Origin of the sequence: Methylomicrobium lacus LW14, assembly GCF_000527095.1 — a bacterium.
In the GTDB taxonomy this organism is placed as follows: Bacteria; Pseudomonadota; Gammaproteobacteria; order Methylococcales; family Methylomonadaceae; genus Methylomicrobium; species Methylomicrobium lacus.
Map to the genome: position 1 here is coordinate 1,531,921 of NZ_AZUN01000001.1, position 19,392 is coordinate 1,551,312.

Consider the following 19,392-nt stretch of genomic DNA (forward strand, 5'->3'; position numbering starts at 1 on the left):
GAGGACAATGTATTCTCAGCGAGCCGCTAAGCCGGACTCCTGCCGAGGATAAGGATGCAAAACCAGCACCCGATCGGACCATAAACCCGGCAATTCATCCAAAATCTGTTTCCTTTCCCCAGCGGTCAGTCCTAATATAAACATCAATTCCTCCACAGACTGCCTTCCGTCTGCGGCTTGTAAGATTTTATAGCAAGCCTCCGACAGCGGATAACGCCGCGAAGTATCGTAATTCCAAAGCAAAAAATGACTGAAATCACGCTCGGCATGACTGACGTAACGATCCTCCCGATTTAAAACCGCCGCTTTCGGCAGCGTTACGATCAGCCTGGACAACGACTCGCTCCCCCACGCTTTCTTCGTCACCAAATAATCGCCGACCACCAGATAATCCAAACCGGAGGTCAAATAACAAACAACAGCGTCGTCGACACTGTCGACAATCGGCTCTGCATTATTGTTGAATGAAGTATTCAGCAGAATCGGAATCCCGGTCTTGCTGCCGAAAGCCTCGATCAGTTCCCAATAACGTGGGTTATCGGCCTCATTGACCGTCTGCAGCCGGGCGCTGCCGTCGACATGGGTAATCGCCGGCAGCTGCTCCCGCCATTCCGGCTTTACATTCAATACGAATGACATGAACGGAAAGTCTTCTTGTTTCCCCGGCACTTCGAAAAAATCGCGGACCCGTTCAGCCAGAACCGACGGCGCGAACGGCCGATAGCCCTCCCGCATCTTGATCATCGCGTTGATGGTTTCCTTATGCGACGCGACGCGCGGATCGGCGATGATACTGCGGTTACCCAAGGCTCTGGGACCGAATTCGGAACGGCCTTGCACCCAACCCACAACGGCACCGTCGATGATCAAATCGGAAACCTGCTCGGAGCGATCGGCCATTTTTTCGACACTCACAAACCCTTGCCAAACCGCTAATGTAGCGGCCACTTTATCGTCGTTGATCGGCGTCCCCCAATAGGCATGGGTGACTTTTTTAAACGGCAGATCGGGTTGTAACTGGTGGGCAACATAGGCGGCCGCACCGTAAGCGCAACCGGAGTCGCCGGCAAACGACGGCACGAAGACTTCTTCGAACAACCCTGAATAAAGTATTTTACCGTTCATGCTGCTATTTTGGCCGACGCCGCCGCTGATCACCAATCGGGTATGCCCGGTCAGCTTTTGATAATGGCGGAGCACATGAAAGACGATACTCTCAAGGGCCTCTTGTAATGCCGCCGCAATGTCCCTATGCACTTGCGTGAACGCTTCGCCGCGTCCGCGTGGCTGCAATATCTCGTACATCTCCAAAATACGGCCGGCATGAATGCAATAATCACCCTCAGGTAACAACTCGTAAAACCGGCTCAGAGTCTCTCGATAAACGGCCGGATTGCCGTAGGGCGCCAAACCCATGACTTTATATTCGTCGAAATCCTTATAGCCTAAGAACGCAATGACCTTCAGGTAAAAATGTCCCAGCGAATCGGCGACGGACTTGGTTTTGAGTATGTTGAAATCCTTGCCGTTTGCATCGATAACGATGGAAGACACATCATCGCCTTCGCCGTCTATCGTCAATATCAATGACTGATTAAATCCTGACAAATAATAAGAACTTGCGGCATGAGCCAAATGATGATTAACAAAACGGAATTTATCCCGATCGACTAAGATGCCTAACTCTTTTTCAAAAAGAAACTGGTATAAATGCTTAATATCTGAGAAAAAGCTTAGACCCGAGGCAGATAAACCAAACTCTTTCAGCTTTGCGTTTAGAAAACTTTCGCTGGCATAAATGGCGATAGCGTCCAAATCCGCCAGCGTTTTATGGGTAGTCTCCAAACAAAAATTTGTCGCGGACGAACAGAATTTGTTGGTATGTTTAATACGACTCAGCCGTTCTTCTTCAATCGCACAAACCGCTTCGTTATTTTTCAAAAAAACGGCCGATGAATCGTGCCCTAGCCCTGTGCTAGGAAGCATAGCCATTGAGAATATAGAATCAATTCCACCCGTCACGCCCAAAACAACCATTAATCCCCCATACACTCAAAAAAGATAACCTCTAAAAATTTAGAGCCTATAACCCATAGAAAAATCACATGAAACACACAAACAAATTGTTGATATCAATAAACCGTCTGTAGCAGATGTATAAATGCTACAGACTTCTGCATTAACTCTTAAAATATTGAAGCCTTTTTTTCCCTTCAATAAGCCATGAAGATGCTTCAAAAAGAGGAGGATAATACCAGCGAATACCTTCGGGAGGATTCCATCTTGTTTTACGAGAATCGTCCCAGAAAAAAACGATTGCACTTGTAAAGTCGTCAGTCTCGACACCATGCCACCAGTAGATGGGAAAAAACAGCATCTCACCGGCATGAACCTCACATTCGTAATATCGGGCATTTCGATACAGTGGAAAGCTGTTCAAATCAACCGGTTCGCCCTCGATTTTGCTAAAGTTGAATTTTTGATAAAGATACGGCGTTTGATCCGGAGCAAATAACTTTACGCGCTTACGGCCTGAAACCACGCACAACAACGCTTTTCCGTAAGGGTGAAAATGAATTTGAGAGTGGACCTGGCTGCCAATATAGCAAACAGTATCGATTTTCTCAGACTCGATATATTGGGGGACAATATAATCATCAACAATTTCCGGAAATAGCTTTTTGACATCCTGTCCGCCCAAATAAACCCTTTCGTTTCCAACAGCTTTATTACTGACTATCTCCAAATAATCCATCAATTTCATTTCTTCTCTACGCGCTGCAATATAGGCACCATTACGCATGCGCCTGACCGTAACCAAACGGTCGCCCGCAATCGAGTTAAAATAAGGTATTGTCCACTGTGAGCAAGCATTCCATTCTGAAACAACGCCGCTGATCAAGACCGGCTTTCCGGGATCGGCATAAAGCTTTTTGAATATTTCCGCCGATGGAGCATGTACACGCTCCACCGGCAACGGCAACTCTCTGTTCGAATTCATTTATCTTACCTTTTAAATATCACGATCTTAGGTATTACATCGGCATTACAGCGTGCATCCAATACTAAAACAGGCTCTACTTATCTATAAATTCTTCTCGATAAATTCGCGATCTTCTTATGCCGCCATCGCACAATTCCTGTTCCAAATAATAAAACGCACGCCAACCCCGAAAGACACACCAACACTCGCCCCGCCATCCCGAACGCCTGTCCGGAATGCAGCGGCCATTGCCAATGCGTTAGCACTTCGCCTGCCGTGCCTGCGGTCGGATCGTCCACATCCAGAATCTTGCCGCTGTAGCGGTCAATCACGACACAACGCCGATGTATCAGGCTGCCGATTTGTTCGACATCGTTCTTGCACACGGTAAAGGTCGACGTCGGTTGCGTGGCTCCATAGATGAAATGGGTTCTTCCACTGGGATACAACCGGTCAGCGATCGCCACCGCATCGGCCATCCCCAACGAGGGCATAGATTCAACGGGAGTGGATTGAAACCAGTAGCGATAGGTTGCCGGCGAAAACAGCTCGACTACCGGTACCACATATTTCGGTTCGGTGATGTAAATACCGGAAAACAACACCGGCAACAGCACCACAGCCGAATAAACGCCGAAGGTTTTGTGCAAATCGAACGTCAAGCGCTCGGCGCTGGCCTTGAGTTTGATCGTCAACGCCTGCCGCCATTTTCCGGTTAACGGCCACCAGACGATCAGCCCGGTCAGCATCGAGAGGATGGACAATACACCGATGAGACTGACGATCAATTCGCCGGAGTCACCCAGAAACAGCGAATAGTGCAGGGAAAAAACAAAGTCGACGAAAGTTTCCGGGAATGTTTCTCCCGACGTCCAGCGCAAGCGTTTGCCGATAAACTTGGCCCTGTATGGATCGACAGCGGTTTCCCAAAACTCGGTCGCGCCGCCCGTTATCGGCACCGCATAACGTAGCCTAAAGGCGGCTTTAGCGTTGCGCGGATAGACGGCAAAGGCTTGCTGGGCATCGCTCGGCATCGCAGCGGTACTGGCCGCGATGATTTCCGCAAGCGGCCGATACGCCGACGGCTCGGCCGGCGGCGCGACGGTCATGAGCTCCGGCGCCAGCCATTCGTCGATCTCGTCATGAAATACCAGGATGCTGCCGGTCAGGCCGATCACGGCAAGATAGGCCCCGAACAACAATCCTAGCCAAAGATGGACCTTCAGCCAGAGTTTACGGCGGCGCTTTCGCCGGGCTAAGTGCATGTTATCGAGCGTTGCCAATTGCTGAACAGTGATACTCATCCGGCACCCGCTAGAAGCGATACTCAATGCCGCCGTAGACAGTACGGGTCGCGCCGGGATGAAATTGCGCCTGGTCCATGCCCCCCGCGTCCCCCATCGTCCAGAGGGTTGCCGCGTAATGCTGATCGGTCAAGTTGCGCCCGTCTATGAACAGTTTCCAATGTTTGCCGTCATCCCAACCGATCCGGGCGCCGAGCAAGGCATAAGGTTTTGCGGCCAGCGTATTTTTGTAATCGACCCAGTTGGAGCCGACCAGCCGGGCATTGGGGCCGATGTAGAATCCGCTCGGATGCTGATACAATGCCTCGACAAAAGCCACGTGCTCCGGTATGCCGGGAATACGGTTGCTGCCTAACACCGGATCGTTGTCGAAGGCGAAGTTGTTCCAGGTATAGTTGCCGCGCAGACGGATTTGGTCGCCGTTGGCGATCGCGTCAATCGGCAGAGAGGTCTCCAAACCCAGTTCGACGCCGGAATGCAGGGTCGTGCTGTTTGCGTTTGTCGCTGCAAAAACCGTGGGATCAATAGGATTTGCAATAATCAAATATTCGTTGTTCACCCAGGCGTGGTAATAAGCCAGATCCCACTTCAAATAATCCGTTTGCCCGCGCGTGCCGACTTCGACCGTGCTGCCTGTTTGCAAATCCTTGGCGGGAAACAGATCGGCTAAGTTCGTCAATGGAGGGGGTTCCGAACTGCGGCTGACATTGCCGTAAATCTGTGCCTCACGGGTTGCCTGCCAAGTAAAGCCGAGCTTGGGGTTGGCGCTAAAATAATCCTGATCGGCTTGATTGGTCGTTCCGGCAGCTTCGGGGAGGGCGCCCTCGTAACGTTCATAATTAACATTCCGCCAATTCAGCTGCACACCGGCGATCAAGGTAAACCGGTCGGTCAGACGGAGTTGATCTTCCAAATACCCCTCGACATTCAGCCAACGGTCGCGCTCGGCGTTTTTTAACGGGCCTCGCCGACGATCCGGCAAAGTCTCATAGTTGTAATCGTTGATGAACTGCCATTGGGTCAGGCCGCCCCATACCACCCTGTTATCCAGGCCGAGCAGTTTGCTGTTGATCTCATGCCGCCAGTTGAAGCCGGTGTCCTGCCACCTGTCCTGGTTATAGCCGAAGGTATAGTCATAGGCATAATGCTTGTCCTGGTAATAGGCCCCCACATCGAACTTGTCGCCGCCATCCAGGAGGATCGAGTGCTTCAGGTCGACGCGGTACATGGGAAAGCCGCTCGGGAGCGCGAAGCCGTTGTCGTTCTGCTTCGGGTTGTCTTCAACCTTCTTTTGGGTCAGCGGCTCCGTCGACAAAAAATTATGGTTCTGAATATCGAAAAACAAACGCGTTTCTTGCCTGTCGTTCCAGCGATAGCCGACGTTGCCGTGACCGTAGAACTGTTCCTGCTTGTTGTTTTCCCGTGTGGTATCGGTGCTCAGGTAGGCAAACGAGCCGTAGACATCAAAGCCATTGTCGAACACCTTGCCAAAACTCAGGGTCGGATTGACAAAATCGTAGGTCCCCCATTTCATCCCCAAGCGCACGCCCTCGGCGGTGTAACCGGTCGGCGTGATCAGGTTGATCGCTCCGCCGAGATTGCTGCCGCCGTATTCCAGCGCACTGGCGCCTCGGTAGACATCGACATGATCGAGCGCGAACAAATTGACCGATTCGGTATCCGAGGAGCCGTCTGCGCTGGTGAATGGCATGCCGTTGCGAAGCAATTTGATGCCACGAATCGGCGAGATGATCGAATTGGCGTCAGAACCGCGGATTGAAATCCGCGACCCGCCCGTGACTCCTGCTTGAGAATCCGCAACATAGACGCCGGGCGCGTTGACAAAGACATCGTTGACCGTCAGCGGCGCGCCTTCATAAATTCTCTCGGCATCGATCACGCTCGTCCCGCCGGGAACCTGATTCAATTTGACGCGTGACTCGTCGATCGAGGGAGTGGTCAGGCTGGGGCTATCGGCCGACACAGAACCCACCACCGTCATCGGCTTCAACGTAATCGTATTATCGGTGCTGATTTCCTTAGGCGCCTCAGCCAACGCGATCGCATCCGCATCTACATATCGATAAGTGATGTTGGTTCCCCCCAAAAGCTTTTGCAAAGCCTGTTCCGGCGTATAGTCGCCGGATACGGATGCGGCTTTATGACCGGAGACCAACGCTTGCGCATAGCTCAGTTGAACGCCGGTCGTTTCGGAGTAATTCAACAATGCCGATGCCAAGTTGTTGGCTGGAATATTGAAATGAATTTTCTTGGCCTTATCGGCCGCCAGCGACGTTCCCACTTGGCCAAGCGTTAATGCCAATACACCGCCGACCAAACAATTCTTGAGGGTATGGTTCGCTTCAAAACGGTCTTTCAACGCAGTTCCTCGCTTGCTAGTTTTTTTTCTCATGATTTCTTCAATTTTTTTAGATGGCGAAAGGGAATTTTTTGATGTGATTATCAGGAAGAGGATTTCCCCCTCTTTTTTCCCCACCTCAAACCAAAGTTTTCCTAGAACCGATCCGCATAGTCCGGCTTCCGGATAAAGCCGCTTCTAACCCAATACGCTTGATAACGCGCCAGATCGTTGCCATCCATCGGGGCGCATTCCACACCTAAGGCCGACAATGCGGCATGCGTCGCCGAGCTGTCGTATTGCATGACATCACCCTCCGGTAGTTGCGTGTCGCCTGCCTGGAGCTGTTCGGCAAACGACGGCAACAGCGACGCCAAGGCAAAGTCTTCCGGCCTGGTCCGCCCGGTCTCCAGTACTTTCTCCAGCCAGTTGCGGTACGGGATGCGTTGCACCTCGTAACCCAGGTCTGCAAAGCCATCCAGCCATTGATCGGAATAAGGCGGCTCGGGATGATTCAAATGAAAAATATTGCCATCGGCAGCGGATGTTAAGGACAATGCGACGACCGAGCGGCTCATGTAATCAACTGGCGCCATATCCACTCGCACACGCTCACAAGGCGCATAGCCCATTTGCATGCAGCCTTTGATCAATCGGCACCAAAAATCGCTGGTATTCCACACCCCGTTACGTCTATCGCCAGCCACAATCGCAGGCCGATAAATACTGACTTGGAATCCCCTTTCCCTAGCCGCAACCGCTAATTTCTCTGCGACCCATTTGCTCTGGGCATAACCGGTTGGCAAATGACCTCGTTGCACGGGGTCGTCGGTTTCCTTATGCCCGGTTGTCTGCTTAGGTTCCTCGCTAAATACCGACACTGTCGATACATAGTGAATGGCTTTAGCCTTCCCTAAGCAGGCCAAACGCAAGACTTCCTGAGTCCCAAAAACATTCGCGGCTTTTAAGGCCTGATACGGCTGAACGAAATTGACTAAAGCTCCGTTGTGATAAATCACCTCGACTTGTTCGGCGATGTCCCGATAACGACACTCAGACAATCCGAGTCGCGGCTCGCCTAAATCGCCGCACACCGCAACGACTCGAGAAAAGTCGACGCGATCCGACAATTCATATTGCTCGATCTGCCGTTGCAAGCGCCGCATGGCCTGCCGTTCATCTTCCGCCCTGATCAGGCAGTAGATCCTTGCCTGTGTCAGTTCCAGAAGATCGGCCAATAAAAACGCCCCCAGAAAACCGGTCGCCCCGGTCAGTAACATCACGCGAGCGGCGGCGGCATCCACCTTGTCGGACGTTATCGGTACGATAGTCGGATCCAGTACCGCGTCGGCGTCTAAATCTATCACCGGCTCGGCCGCCTCCCCTTCGTCAATCAACCGTGCTTGAGCGGCTATCGTCGGCTCGACTAAAAATGCCTTAAACGTGACAGCGGTAGCCAAGCGCTTTTGGGCGAGGAAGAATAGCTGGGTCGCCAGCAGCGAATGCCCGCCCAGTTCGAAGAAGTCGTCTTCGACGCCGACTTTTTCTATGCCGAGCACGTCCTGCCAGATCTCGGCCAGAATGGTTTCGGACCCGCTGCGCGGCGCGACATATTGAGTGGCCAATTGATCGCCGATGTCAGGCGCCGGCAAGCGCTTGCGGTCCAGTTTGCCGTTGGCGCTGAGCGGCATTTCTGCCAGCATCACGAAGGCGCTGGGCACCATGTAATCCGGCAGCGCCTGTTTCAACTGGGCTTTCAGATCGTCCAACGGCAGCGTGCCGAGCTGATCTTCGACCAGATAGGCGACCAGACGCTTGTCGCCGGGGTGGTCTTCCCGCGCCAGCACCACGGCTTCTTTTACCGCTGCATGCGCCAACAGTTGCGCTTCGATTTCGCCGAGCTCGATCCGGAAGCCGCGGAGCTTGACCTGATGGTCGATGCGGCCCAGGTAGTCGATCGTACCGTCCGCCCGGTAACGCACCCGGTCGCCGGTCTTGTACATCCGGCTGCCCTCGGGACCGTAAGGGTCGGGGATGAACTTTTCCGCACTCAGGCCTGGCCGCCGCAAATAGCCGTGGCCCAGGCCGATGCCGGCGATATGCAGTTCTCCAGGCGTGCCGACCGGCACCGGATTCAAATGGCGGTCCAGGATGTACAGGCGGATGTTCGCGATCGGCTTGCCGATCGGAATCGCAGCTTCGCTGCAAGCCGGCGGGCAGGCCCAGTAGCTGACGTCGACCGAGGCTTCGGTCGGCCCGTACAGGTTGTGCAGTGCCGCCGGCAGTTTTTGTTGGAAACGCGCGACCAGATCGGCCGACAGGGCTTCGCCGCTGCAGATCACCCGTGTCAAGGACGTACAGTTTTCCACCGCCGGCGTCTCGACGAAGGCTTGCAGCATCGACGGCACAAAATGCAGCGTCGTTATCCGTTCGCGGCGGATCAGCTCGGCGAGGCCCAGACTGTCTTTGTGCAGTTCCGGGGCGGCGACGACCAGACGGGCGCCGGTCATCAGCGGCCAGAAGAACTCCCAGACCGAGACATCGAAGCTGTACGGGGTTTTTTGCAGCACGCTGTCGCTGCCGTCCAGCCGGTATTCCGCCTGCATCCATTGCAGCCGGTTCAGGATGCCTTGGTGCGGCACGCCGGCGCCTTTGGGCTGACCGGTCGAGCCGGAGGTGTAGATGCAGTAAGCCAGATTGTCGGGGCGCAAACCGCCGTCCGGATTGACGGCCGAATAGCTTTCGACGCGCTCCCAGTCGCCGTCCAGGCTTAATAGCTGCGCTGCACCAAAATAACGTTCTCCAACGAATTTGGCTTGAGTCAACACCACCGGCGGCGCGATGTCGGCCAGCATGAAGGCCAGGCGCTCCTCCGGATAGTTGGGATCGAGCGGCACATAGGCGCCGCCGGCCTTCAGGATGCCGAGCAGACCGATCACCATCTCCAGCGAGCGTTCGATGCAGATGCCGACCAATACGTCCGGACCGACGCCGCGCGCGCGCAGGTAATGCGCGAGCTGGTTGGCCTTCGCATTCAGTTCGGCGTAGCTCAGGCTCCGGTCTTCGAACTTGAGCGCGACCGCATCCGGCGTCCTTGCGGCCTGGGCCTCGAAGAGTTGATGGATGCAGCGGCCCTTGGGATAGTCGACTTCGGTGGCGTTCCAGTCATCGAGGATTTGCCGGCGCTCCGCTGCGACCAGCGTCGGCAGGTTAGCCAGTTTGGCTTGCGGCTGTTCGGCAAACGCGACCAGCAGTTGCTGCAGGTGGGCCAGCATCGCGGCAATGCTGTCGCCGGTAAAGCGGCTGCTGTCGTGGTTGATCTCCAACTGCAAGCGCTCGCCGGGGAAGACCGTCAGCGTCAGCGGGTAGTTGGTCGGGTCGACGCCGACCACCGCGTCGATTGTCAGCGGCCCGCCGATCTGCATCAGCGCCTCATCGATCGGGTAGTTTTCGAACACCAACAGGCTGTCGAACAGGTTTTGGCCGCGGCCGATGTCGGACCCGGTTTGGATCTGCGCCAGCGGCGCGTATTCGTAACGGCGCATGTCCTGGTTCTGCGCAAACAGGCCCTGCAGCCAGTCGTCGAGACGGGCTTCCGGCTTGACTTGGACCCGCATCGGCAGCGTGTTGATAAACAGGCCGACTTGTGCTTCGATGCCGATCAGGTCCGCCGGGCGGCCGGAGACGGTGACGCCGAACACCACGTCATCGCTGCCGCTGTAGCGGCTGAGCAATAAGCCCCAGGCGGCCTGGGCCAGGGTGTTCAAGGTCAGCTGTTGTTGTCTGACAAACTGTTGCAGACGCCGGGTTTCGGCCGCAGTCAGGAGCAGCCTGTGTTTTCGGGTTTCGCCCGCGCCTTGGCGGCCGGGCGCCCGGTCGATACCTAAAACAGTCGGCGTGTCGAAGCCGGCCATGGCCTCTTTCCAGTAACGTTCGGCCGCGGCCCGGTCCTGGCGCTGCAGCCAGGCGATGTAGTCGCGGTAAGGTTTGACCGCCGGCAGGCTGGGCCGGTCGCCGCGCTGCAGGGCGTGGTAGAGCGTGAAGACTTCCTTGATCAAGAGCGGCATGCTCCAGCCGTCGAGCAGCACGTGGTGATAGCTCCACAACAGGTAATGCACGGTATCGGCGGTTTGCGCCAGAGCCAGGCGCATCAACGGCGCGCGGCCGAAGTCGAAGCCTTGGGCGTGATCGTCCGCCTGCAACTGCCGCCAGCGCTGTTGCTGGGCGGCTTCCGGCAGGCCGCTCCAGTCGTAGAAGCTGATCGGCAGCAGCACGTGATGTTCGACGATTTGCAGCGGTTGTTCCAGGTCCTGGCCGTAGAAGCGCGTGCGCAGGAGCGCATGCCGCTCCAGCAGCAATTGCCAGGCCTGCCGGAAGGCGGCGATGTCAAGTTTGCCGGTCAGGCGGCAAGCCAGTTGGATGCGGTAGACGGTCGCGTTCGGCGCGTACAGGCTGTGGAACATCAGGCCGTGCTGCAACGGCGCCAAGGGGTAGATGTCCTCGATTTGCCGCGGCGGCAACGCCAGCGCATCCAGTTGAGTTTGCGACAAGGTCGCCAGCGGGAAGTCGGACGGCGTGTAGCCGCCGGTATCCGGCTCGCGGCAGTGGGCGATCAAGGCTTGCAGCCGGTGCAGGTAACGCGCGGCCAGGCTTTCCAGCGTGCTGCGCCGATAGCGGGCGCGGCTGTAACGCCAGCTCAGCTGCAAACGGCCGTCCAGAATACTGCCGACCACGTCCAGTTCGTGCGCCCGTTCGCCGGCCGGGTCTAGGCTTAATCCTGCGGACTCGTGGCTGGCGGCGAACAGGCCGTCCGCGTCCAGCACGCTATCGAGCTGGCCCAGGTAGTTGAAAATGATCCTGGCCTGCGGCTGGGCGGCCAGGCGCTGTTTGAGTTCAGTGTCGGCCGACAGGTAGCGCAGCAGGCCGTAGCCGATGCCGTGCGCCGGCACCGCGCGGAGTTGCTCCTTGACCGTTTTCAAGGCGCGGCCGAGGTCATCGCCGGCGTCCAGCCTCAACAGCAAGGGGTAGACGCTGGTGAACCAGCCGACCGTGCGCGACACGTCGAGGTCGTCGGCCAGGTGTTCGCGGCCGTGGCCTTCCCGGTCTATCAGCAGGGTCGAGGATTGCGTCCACTCGCGCAGGGTCAACGCCAGCGCGGTCAACAGCACGTCGTCGATCTGGCTGCGGTAGGCGGCCGGCACGTCTTGCAGCAAGGCGCGGGTGTCGTCGCGGCTCAAGGTGGCGACGATCTCGTCTTCGAGACCTGACAGGTTGGCGCCGGCCGGCTCGTCGACCGGCAGCGCCGGCGCCTCTCTGCGGCGCGGGTCCAGCCAGTAGTCGGCGTGCAGATTCAAACTGCCGCTCTGCGTCAGCTCTGTCAGGCGCCCGGCCCAATGTTTGAAGGATGTGGTCTTCGCCGGCAGACTCAGGCTCTGGCCGGCCTGGCCTTGCCGGCAGGCCAGACTCAGGTCTTCCAGCAGGATGCGCCAGGACACGCCGTCGACCACCAGGTGGTGGATCGCGACCAGCACCTGGCTGGCTTCATCGCCGAAGTCGAACCAGACCGCGCGCAGCAGCGGCCCTTGGCTCAGGTCCAGTGCGGCCTGGCGCGCGGTCGCTTCCGCCTGCAGGCGGGCGCTGCGTTCGGCGGCCGGGACCGCGGACAGGTCGAGGCGTTCGAAGACACAGGAGGAATCATCGGCCGCATGGCGTTGCCGCCAGCGTCCGTCTGCCGCCGTGAAGCGCAGGCGCAGGGCGTCATGCTGGCTCAATAGTTTGTGCAGCGCGGCCTCGAAGACCGCCGGCGTCAGCCCGGGCTTGACGCTCAGCAGCACGGCCTGGTTCCAGTGCTGCGGGGTGGCGAGCGCGCGCTCGAAGAACCAGTGCTGGATCGGCGTCAACGGCGCCTCGCCGCTGACGGGCCCTTGCTCGGCGACGGCACGGCTCGCGGCCCCGGCGACCGCCGCCAGTTCGGCGAGGGTCGGGTGCTGGAACAGTTGTTTCGGCGTCGCCACGATGCCGGCCTGGCGCGCCCGGCTGACCATCTGGATGCTCAGGATCGAGTCGCCGCCGAGAGCGAAGAAGTTGTCGTGGCGGCCGACCCGCTCGACCGCCAGCAGTTGCTGCCAGACCTGGGCCAGGGCGGCTTCGACCGGGGTTTGCGGCGCGGCATAGGCCGCGCCGGACTGGCCGCTCCAGTCGGGCGCCGGCAGGCGTTTTCGCTCCAGTTTGCCGTTGGCGCTCAACGGCATGGCGTCCAAAATGATGAAAGCCGCCGGCATCATGTAGTCCGGCAGGGCCTGCTTCAGTTGGGCTTTCAGGTCGTCCAACACGGCGGCATCCTGGTTGGCACTGGCCGAATCAAGCACCAGATAGGCCACCAGCTTCTTGTCGCCCGGCTGATCTTCGCGCGCCAGCACGGCCGCGTCCTTTACGGCCGGATGTGCCAACAACTGCGCCTCGATCTCGCCGAGTTCGATCCGGAAGCCGCGGAGCTTGACCTGATGATCGATACGGCCCAAAAACTCGATCGCGCCGTCGGCCCGGTAGCGGGCCAGGTCGCCGGTGCGGTATAGGCGACCGCCATCCGGCCGGAACGGGTCGGGCAGGAAGCGTTCCGCGGTCAACGCGGCACGCCGCAGATAGCCGCGCACGATGCCGGCGCCGCCGATATAGAGCTCGCCGGCCACGCCGACCGGCACCGGGTTGGCGGCGGCATCCAGGATATACAGACGCACATTATTGAGCGGCCGCCCTATCGCCAGCGGCCGCTCCAGGTCCTCAGGACCCGCCTGGTACACGCTGCTCCACACCGTGCCTTCGGTCGGGCCGTATTCGTTATAGAGCTTGACGGCCGGCAGCACCGCGAAATGCCGTTTGACCACTTCGGTCGCACAGGCTTCGCCGGCGACGATCGCGGTGGTGAGGCTGCCGAGGCTGGCCTGCGGCTGCGCCTGCTCCAACAACGCGGCATACAGCGACGGCAAGGCCAGCAGGTGCGAGACCTGCTCGCGTTCGATCAGTGCGGCCAGCACCGCCGGGTCCTTGCCGGCGTCGTCGCCGGGCAGGCACAGACAGCCGCCCTGCCCCAGGGTCCAGAAGATCCCGGCCACCGAGCTGTCGAAGGCGAACGACGACAACAGCAGATAGGCCTTGACCGGATCGGCATAGTGCGCAAAACGCGCCACGGTCGAATGCACCGCGTTCAGGTGGCTGACCGCGACGCCCTTGGGCTCGCCGGTCGAACCGGAGGTGTAGATGATGTAGGCCAAATCCAGCGGATGGTTGCGCGGCGCGGGGTTGTGCGCCGGATAACGCGCGATCATGGGCCAGTCCTGATCCAGATACACCGTCTGCCGCGCATCCGCCGCAATGACCGCCGCCAGCGCCGGTCGGGTCAGCAGCAGGCCAATGCCGGCATCGCCGAGCAGATAGCGCAGGCGCTCCTCCGGATAGTGAGGGTCGAGCGGCACATAAGCGCCGCCGGCCTTCAGGATGCCCAAGAGGCCGGTCACCATCTCCGGCGAGCGTTCGATGCAGAGTCCGACCAACACGTTCGGACCGACGCCGCGTTCGATCAGGTAATGCGCCAGGCGATTGGCTTTGATGTTCAAATCGGCATAAGTCAGAGTTTGGTTTTCAAAGGTTAGCGCAATGGCATCAGGTGTTTGCTCAACCTGAGCTTCAAACAACTGGTGAATGCAGCGCTCCTTCGGATAGGGGGTCCGGGTGGCGTTCCAGTCAACCAACACTTGATGGAGTTCGTCTGCCGGCAATATATTAATTTCGTTAACCGGCCGAGTAGCCTCTCTCAATAAGGCGTCCGCCAATCCGCTGATGGCCGTACGCAAATACTCGACAACGTGTCGCGGCTCTATGCCCTGCGCCGCCTGCACGGTCAACCCAAAATCCCGACCCAGATCGTCGACCGATAGGGTCAAAGGGTAATTGGTCCGTTCCTCGCTGAATACGACTTCCGCGCCCTCCCAAGCCATTAGCACCTTGTCGTCGCTAGCCACGATGCTTGAGTGGCGATAATTCAACAACGAGGTAAACAGAGGCATACCGACAGCCAATCCGCTGCAACGCTGCGCGGTGGCCAGCGACGCCTGTTCGTGTAGCAACAGCTCATTCAGGCGTTGGTGGGTTAGCGCGACGGTTTCGGCGGCGCTAAGTTTAGCCAGCGGAATACGGACCGGCAGGGTATTGATGAACAATCCCACGGCGCGCTCGGCACCGACTCCGCTATGCAGCCGTCCCGACAACACCGTGCCGAACACCACATCGTCGCGTCCGCTGCATCGCCCCATCACCAAGGCCCAGGCGACATGAAATAGACTCGCTGGCGTAACACTACAGCCACGGGAGGCATCGCGTATTCGCTGCGACAATGTGCCGTCCAGCATCATTACCGTTTCCTCGACCTTGCCGCCGTTATCTTGCACGTTCAGCACACCGAACGGCGCGGTGGTCTCATCGACATCGCCAAGCTGATCGCGGAAATAGGTTTCGTGTTCGGCCTGAGCGTTACGCCGCATTCGGGCGACGAAGTTTCGGTACGGCAACGGCACCGGCAGCTCGGCGCCGCGGCCAGCCAGCAACAGTTGAATTTCCGACAGTATCAACTGCAAAGTGTAATTGTCATCGACCAAATGGTGATTTAACAATACCAAGCGCCAGCGCTCGCCGTCCGGATCGGCGGCCATATACACCGCTAACAACGGCGCCTGCTGAATAGTCATCCGCCATTTTCTGGGATCGGTTGCATCCAATAGTCGGCTCTCGACATTGCCGCCTCCGGCCAACTCCTGCACCGGCAGAACCGCTCGGCGATGGACGACCTGTACCGGCTGCCGCAAGCCTTGCCAGTGCACCGAGCTGCGCAGAATATCGTGGCGGTCTATCACGGTCTGTAACGCCGCCAGAAAGGCGTCCAAATAAGTCCGGTTATCGAATACGATCAGAGAACGGGTTACATAAGGATCGCCTTGCGTATCCAGCAGGTGATGAAACAAAATGCCTTCCTGCAACGGCGCCAAAGGATAAATATCCTGAACATTGGCCGCACCGCCTTCGATGGTATTGATGATGCCATCGATTTCATCCTGACTCAGATCGACCAGCGGTAGCATATCCGGCGTAATGTCGGCCGGATTCGTCCGTACTGCCGACGCACCGGCTTGTAACGTCGCCAGTAACTCCTGTTTATAGGCTTTCAATTTATCCATCAGTGCCGAATCCATGGCGCCTTGCGGTGCGCGGATTACCAACTCGCCGCCCTCTTCCAGCAAGGCAATATTTCTGGATTTTAACGTCGTAAAAATAGCGCTTAAACTCATAGCCGGAACTCCACCATCGGCGTCTTAACGGATAACAAAGAAATCGGATCGGGGATCAAATTAGGCGGTATCGGGTCGGCTTCGTTGCAATCTGCGGCGATTGCTGCGGCCAAATCCGCCAACACCGGATGAGCGAACACCTCGCGAGCCGGTAAGCCCCAGCCTCGCTGATGCAGGCGCTCGGCCAGCGTCAATGCCAACAAGGAATGCCCGCCCAACTCGAAGAAATGATCTTGACGACCCACCCTATGCAGCTCCAGTAAGTCTCGCCAAATTTCTGCTAACGCCGTTTCAATCTCGCCTTGGGGCGCCTGATATTCGCGGGCGAGTAAAGTCCCCTCCTCCGGTGCCGGCAATGCGGCACGGTCCAGCTTGCCGTTGGCGTTCAACGGCAAAACCTGCAACGGCACGAAAGCACTTGGCAACATATAATCAGGCAAAGTAGCCGCTAATTGGCTACGTAATGCGGCGAGCGACAATTCAGCTCCCAATTCGTGGGTAAGATAGGCGACCAGGCGTTTGTCGCCGTGAGTATCGCTGCGAGCGACAACGACGGCTTCTTTGACGCCGGCGCAGGCACATAAGCGGCTTTCGATTTCGCCGAGTTCAATACGGAAACCACGAATCTTGACTTGGAAATCGTTACGCCCCAAATACTCGATGCTACCGTCAACCAACCAACGCCCCAAGTCTCCGGTCCTGTACATGCGGCCGCCAACGGTGAACGGATCGGGGACGAAACGTTCGGCAGTCAAGGACGGCCTGTTCAAATAGCCGCGGCCGACCGCAAGGCCGCCGATGTAGATTTCGCCGGCTATGCCAATCGGTACCGGCTGCAAACAGGCATCGAGTATAGAAATGCGCGTATTGGCAACAGGCCGTCCGATCGGTACCGTCGCCGATGTAACGTCGGCCCGGCACCGCCAGGCGGTGACATCGACTGCCGCTTCGGTCGGCCCATACAAGTTGTGCAAGGCCACGTCTGGCAAGGCGTCGTGAAACCTCGTCTGCAAAGACGGCGGCAACGCCTCGCCGCTACACAAGACCTGCCGCAACGACCGGCATTTCGGCGCCTCCAGCCTGGCCAGAAACGCCTGCAGCATCGACGGCACGAAATGCAGTACAGTGATTTCGGCGGCTTCGATCAAATCCTGCAGATATTCCGGCTCCTGATGCCCTTTTGGCCTGGCCAAAACCAACTCGGCGCCGGCCAACAACGGCAGAAAAAACTCCCAAACCGAAACGTCGAAACTGAACGGCGTTTTCTGCATGACTCTGTCGGCCGCCGTCATCCGGTATTCGTCCTGCGCCCACAACAAGCGGTTGACCACCGCATCGTGCTGATTCATCGCACCCTTCGGTTGCCCGGTGGAACCGGAGGTATAAATCGCGTAGGCCAGATGCCCTGGCGTCAAGCCCAATGCCGATGGGTCGGGATTGACGGTAGGTTGCGCGGCAATAGCGGCCATCGTTTCAGCATCGTCAAGCAGAAGCGGCCGACTCTCACCCACCGTTAACCCGGACAACACGTCTAAAAAACGACTTTGACTGATCAACAGCTTAGGCGCGCAATCGGCCAGCATGAATTGCAATCGTTCGGACGGATAATCTGGGTCAATCGGCACATAAGCGCCGCCGGCCTTCAAAATACCCAACAAGGCAATCACCATTTCCGGTGATCGCTGCAGGCAGATGCCAACCCTAACTTCCGGTCCGACATTCCGTGCGATCAGATAATGGGCCAACTGATTGGCCTTGGCATTGAGTTCGGCATAGCGGAAGCTTTTCTCCTCGAACCGCAACGCAACGGCGCCGGGGCTTTTGTCAACCTGGGCTTCGAACAAAGCATGAACCAATCCAGGCTGCCGGCTATAATCGCGGCAGGTGGCGTTGAATTCCTCCATGATTTGCCGATGTTGGCCGGTCGGCAACATCTCCAGGTGCCGAACCGGGCTCTTCGGCTTTACCGTCGCCTGAGCCAGCAAGGTTTGCAGATGACCCGCCATGCGTTCGATAGTGGCTGCATCGAACAAATCGACACTGTATTCGAAGCTGCACAGCAACCGGCCGTCCTGCTCGTCGACAAACAGCGTCAGATCGAACTGGGAAATGCCGTTGACCATCGTCAACGGCGTCACGACCAGATCGGCCATCCGAAAATCGGCCGTCGGCACATTCTGCACCGCAAGCATCACTTGAAACACCGGCGCATGACTGGGGTTACGCGGCGGATTCAGAGCCTCCAACAATTGGCCGAAAGCCAGTTCCTGATGTGCTTGATCTTGCAAGGCCTGCTCGCGCAGTTGCGCCAGCCAATCGGTAAAGCGTGTGTCGCCATCGATTCGGCAACGCAAAACCAATGTATTCACAAAGAAGCCAATTAGGTTTGCGGTCTGGGTACGGTTGCGTCCAGCCACGGGATAGCCGATACAAAAATCGCGGCTGCCGGAATAACGGTACAATAAGGTCGAAAAAGCGGCAGCCATCACCATGAACAAGGTAGCGTTATGTTGCTGCGCCAGTTGCTTCAATTTCCGGGTGAGATCGGAGCTGAGCTCGAAGCCACGCACCACGCCACGATAGCTTGCTAGCGGCGATCTGGGCTGGTCGGTCGGCAATTCCAGTAGCGGCGGGACACCGGCCAATTTCTGTTGCCAGTATTCGAGCTGGCGGTCCCAATGCGCTTGCCGACGGCGCTGCCAAACACAGTAATCGGCGTATTGAATCGACAAAGCCGGCAAAGGCGAGGGCTGGCCGTTGCCAAAAGCCTGGTACAACGCAGCGACCTCCTGCATCAGCACGCCGACCGACCAGCGGTCGGATACCATGTGATGCAAGGTCAACAACAGGATGTGTTGCTGCACCTTCAACGTCGCCAATAAAATCCGTATAGGCGCTTGTTCGGCCAGACGAAAAGGCCGCCTTATGAAGGACTGGGCATGGCGTTCAAACGCCGATGTTTTTTCGCTCTCGGCATGAGCGGACAAATCCAACAGCTCCAACGGCAAGTCGGCATCCTGTAACACTTGCTGTCTGGGCTGCGAGTCTGCCGTGACGAAGCGGCTACGCAGAATTTCGTGGCGGCGCACGACCTCGGTCAAGGCCTGTTCTAAAGCGTCGGCCCGCAAAGGCCCATCGAAGCGGACTGCGCCGGCGACGTTATAGATGGGATTGTCCGGCTCTAGTTGCGACATAATCCATAGCCGCTCCTGCGCATACGACAACGGCGTCGGTGCGTCGATGTCGCATTTAGGAATCCTGTCGGCAGGCGTATTTTGGCCGAGACGGGCAATCAGGCGCGAGCGCTTGGATGCTGGCGATGAGCTGTTTTCCGTATTCAAAGGTTGCATGCGGGTATCCGAAATGAGGTATTGTTAGGTAAGGCCTGTCATGATGCGATTCTTTTCA

Annotated in this window: 6 protein-coding genes; all 6 read right to left on the reverse strand. The window is 57.6% G+C overall.

Features of this window, described 5'->3' with window-relative positions; genetic code table 11:
- Positions 1 to 15: 15 nt before the first annotated feature.
- The 6 genes from METLA_RS0106935 to METLA_RS0106960 all read right to left on the reverse strand — a co-directional run bounded on the left by METLA_RS0106935 (position 16) and on the right by METLA_RS0106960 (position 19,334).
- Entirely contained in the window at positions 16 to 2,037 is a 2,022-nt protein-coding gene (locus METLA_RS0106935; protein WP_024297844.1) for a carbamoyltransferase C-terminal domain-containing protein, read from the reverse strand.
- A 142-nt stretch (positions 2,038 to 2,179) separates the two neighbouring features.
- Positions 2,180 to 3,001 carry a cupin-like domain-containing protein gene (locus tag METLA_RS0106940; RefSeq protein WP_084480091.1) on the reverse strand — a complete coding sequence of 274 codons (822 nt, stop codon included), beginning with the start codon at positions 2,999 to 3,001 and terminating at the stop codon, positions 2,180 to 2,182.
- Positions 3,002 to 3,081: 80 nt separating this feature from the next.
- A complete protein-coding gene (locus METLA_RS0106945; protein ID WP_024297846.1) occupies positions 3,082 to 4,287 on the reverse strand; it encodes a PepSY-associated TM helix domain-containing protein in 1,206 nt (401 codons plus the stop codon).
- A 10-nt stretch (positions 4,288 to 4,297) separates the two neighbouring features.
- Positions 4,298 to 6,667, reverse strand: coding sequence for a TonB-dependent receptor domain-containing protein (locus METLA_RS0106950; RefSeq protein ID WP_024297847.1), 2,370 nt, complete (start codon positions 6,665 to 6,667; stop codon positions 4,298 to 4,300).
- A gap of 134 nt (positions 6,668 to 6,801) precedes the next feature.
- Positions 6,802 to 15,984 (reverse strand): non-ribosomal peptide synthetase, encoded by a 9,183-nt coding sequence (locus METLA_RS0106955; protein ID WP_024297848.1) that lies wholly within the window; start codon positions 15,982 to 15,984, stop codon positions 6,802 to 6,804.
- Positions 15,981 to 19,334: a non-ribosomal peptide synthetase gene (locus METLA_RS0106960; protein WP_024297849.1), complete on the reverse strand. Its 3,354-nt coding sequence runs from the start codon at positions 19,332 to 19,334 to the stop codon at positions 15,981 to 15,983. Before METLA_RS0106960 ends, METLA_RS0106955 begins: the two co-directional genes overlap by 4 nt.
- Positions 19,335 to 19,392: the final 58 nt, after the last annotated feature.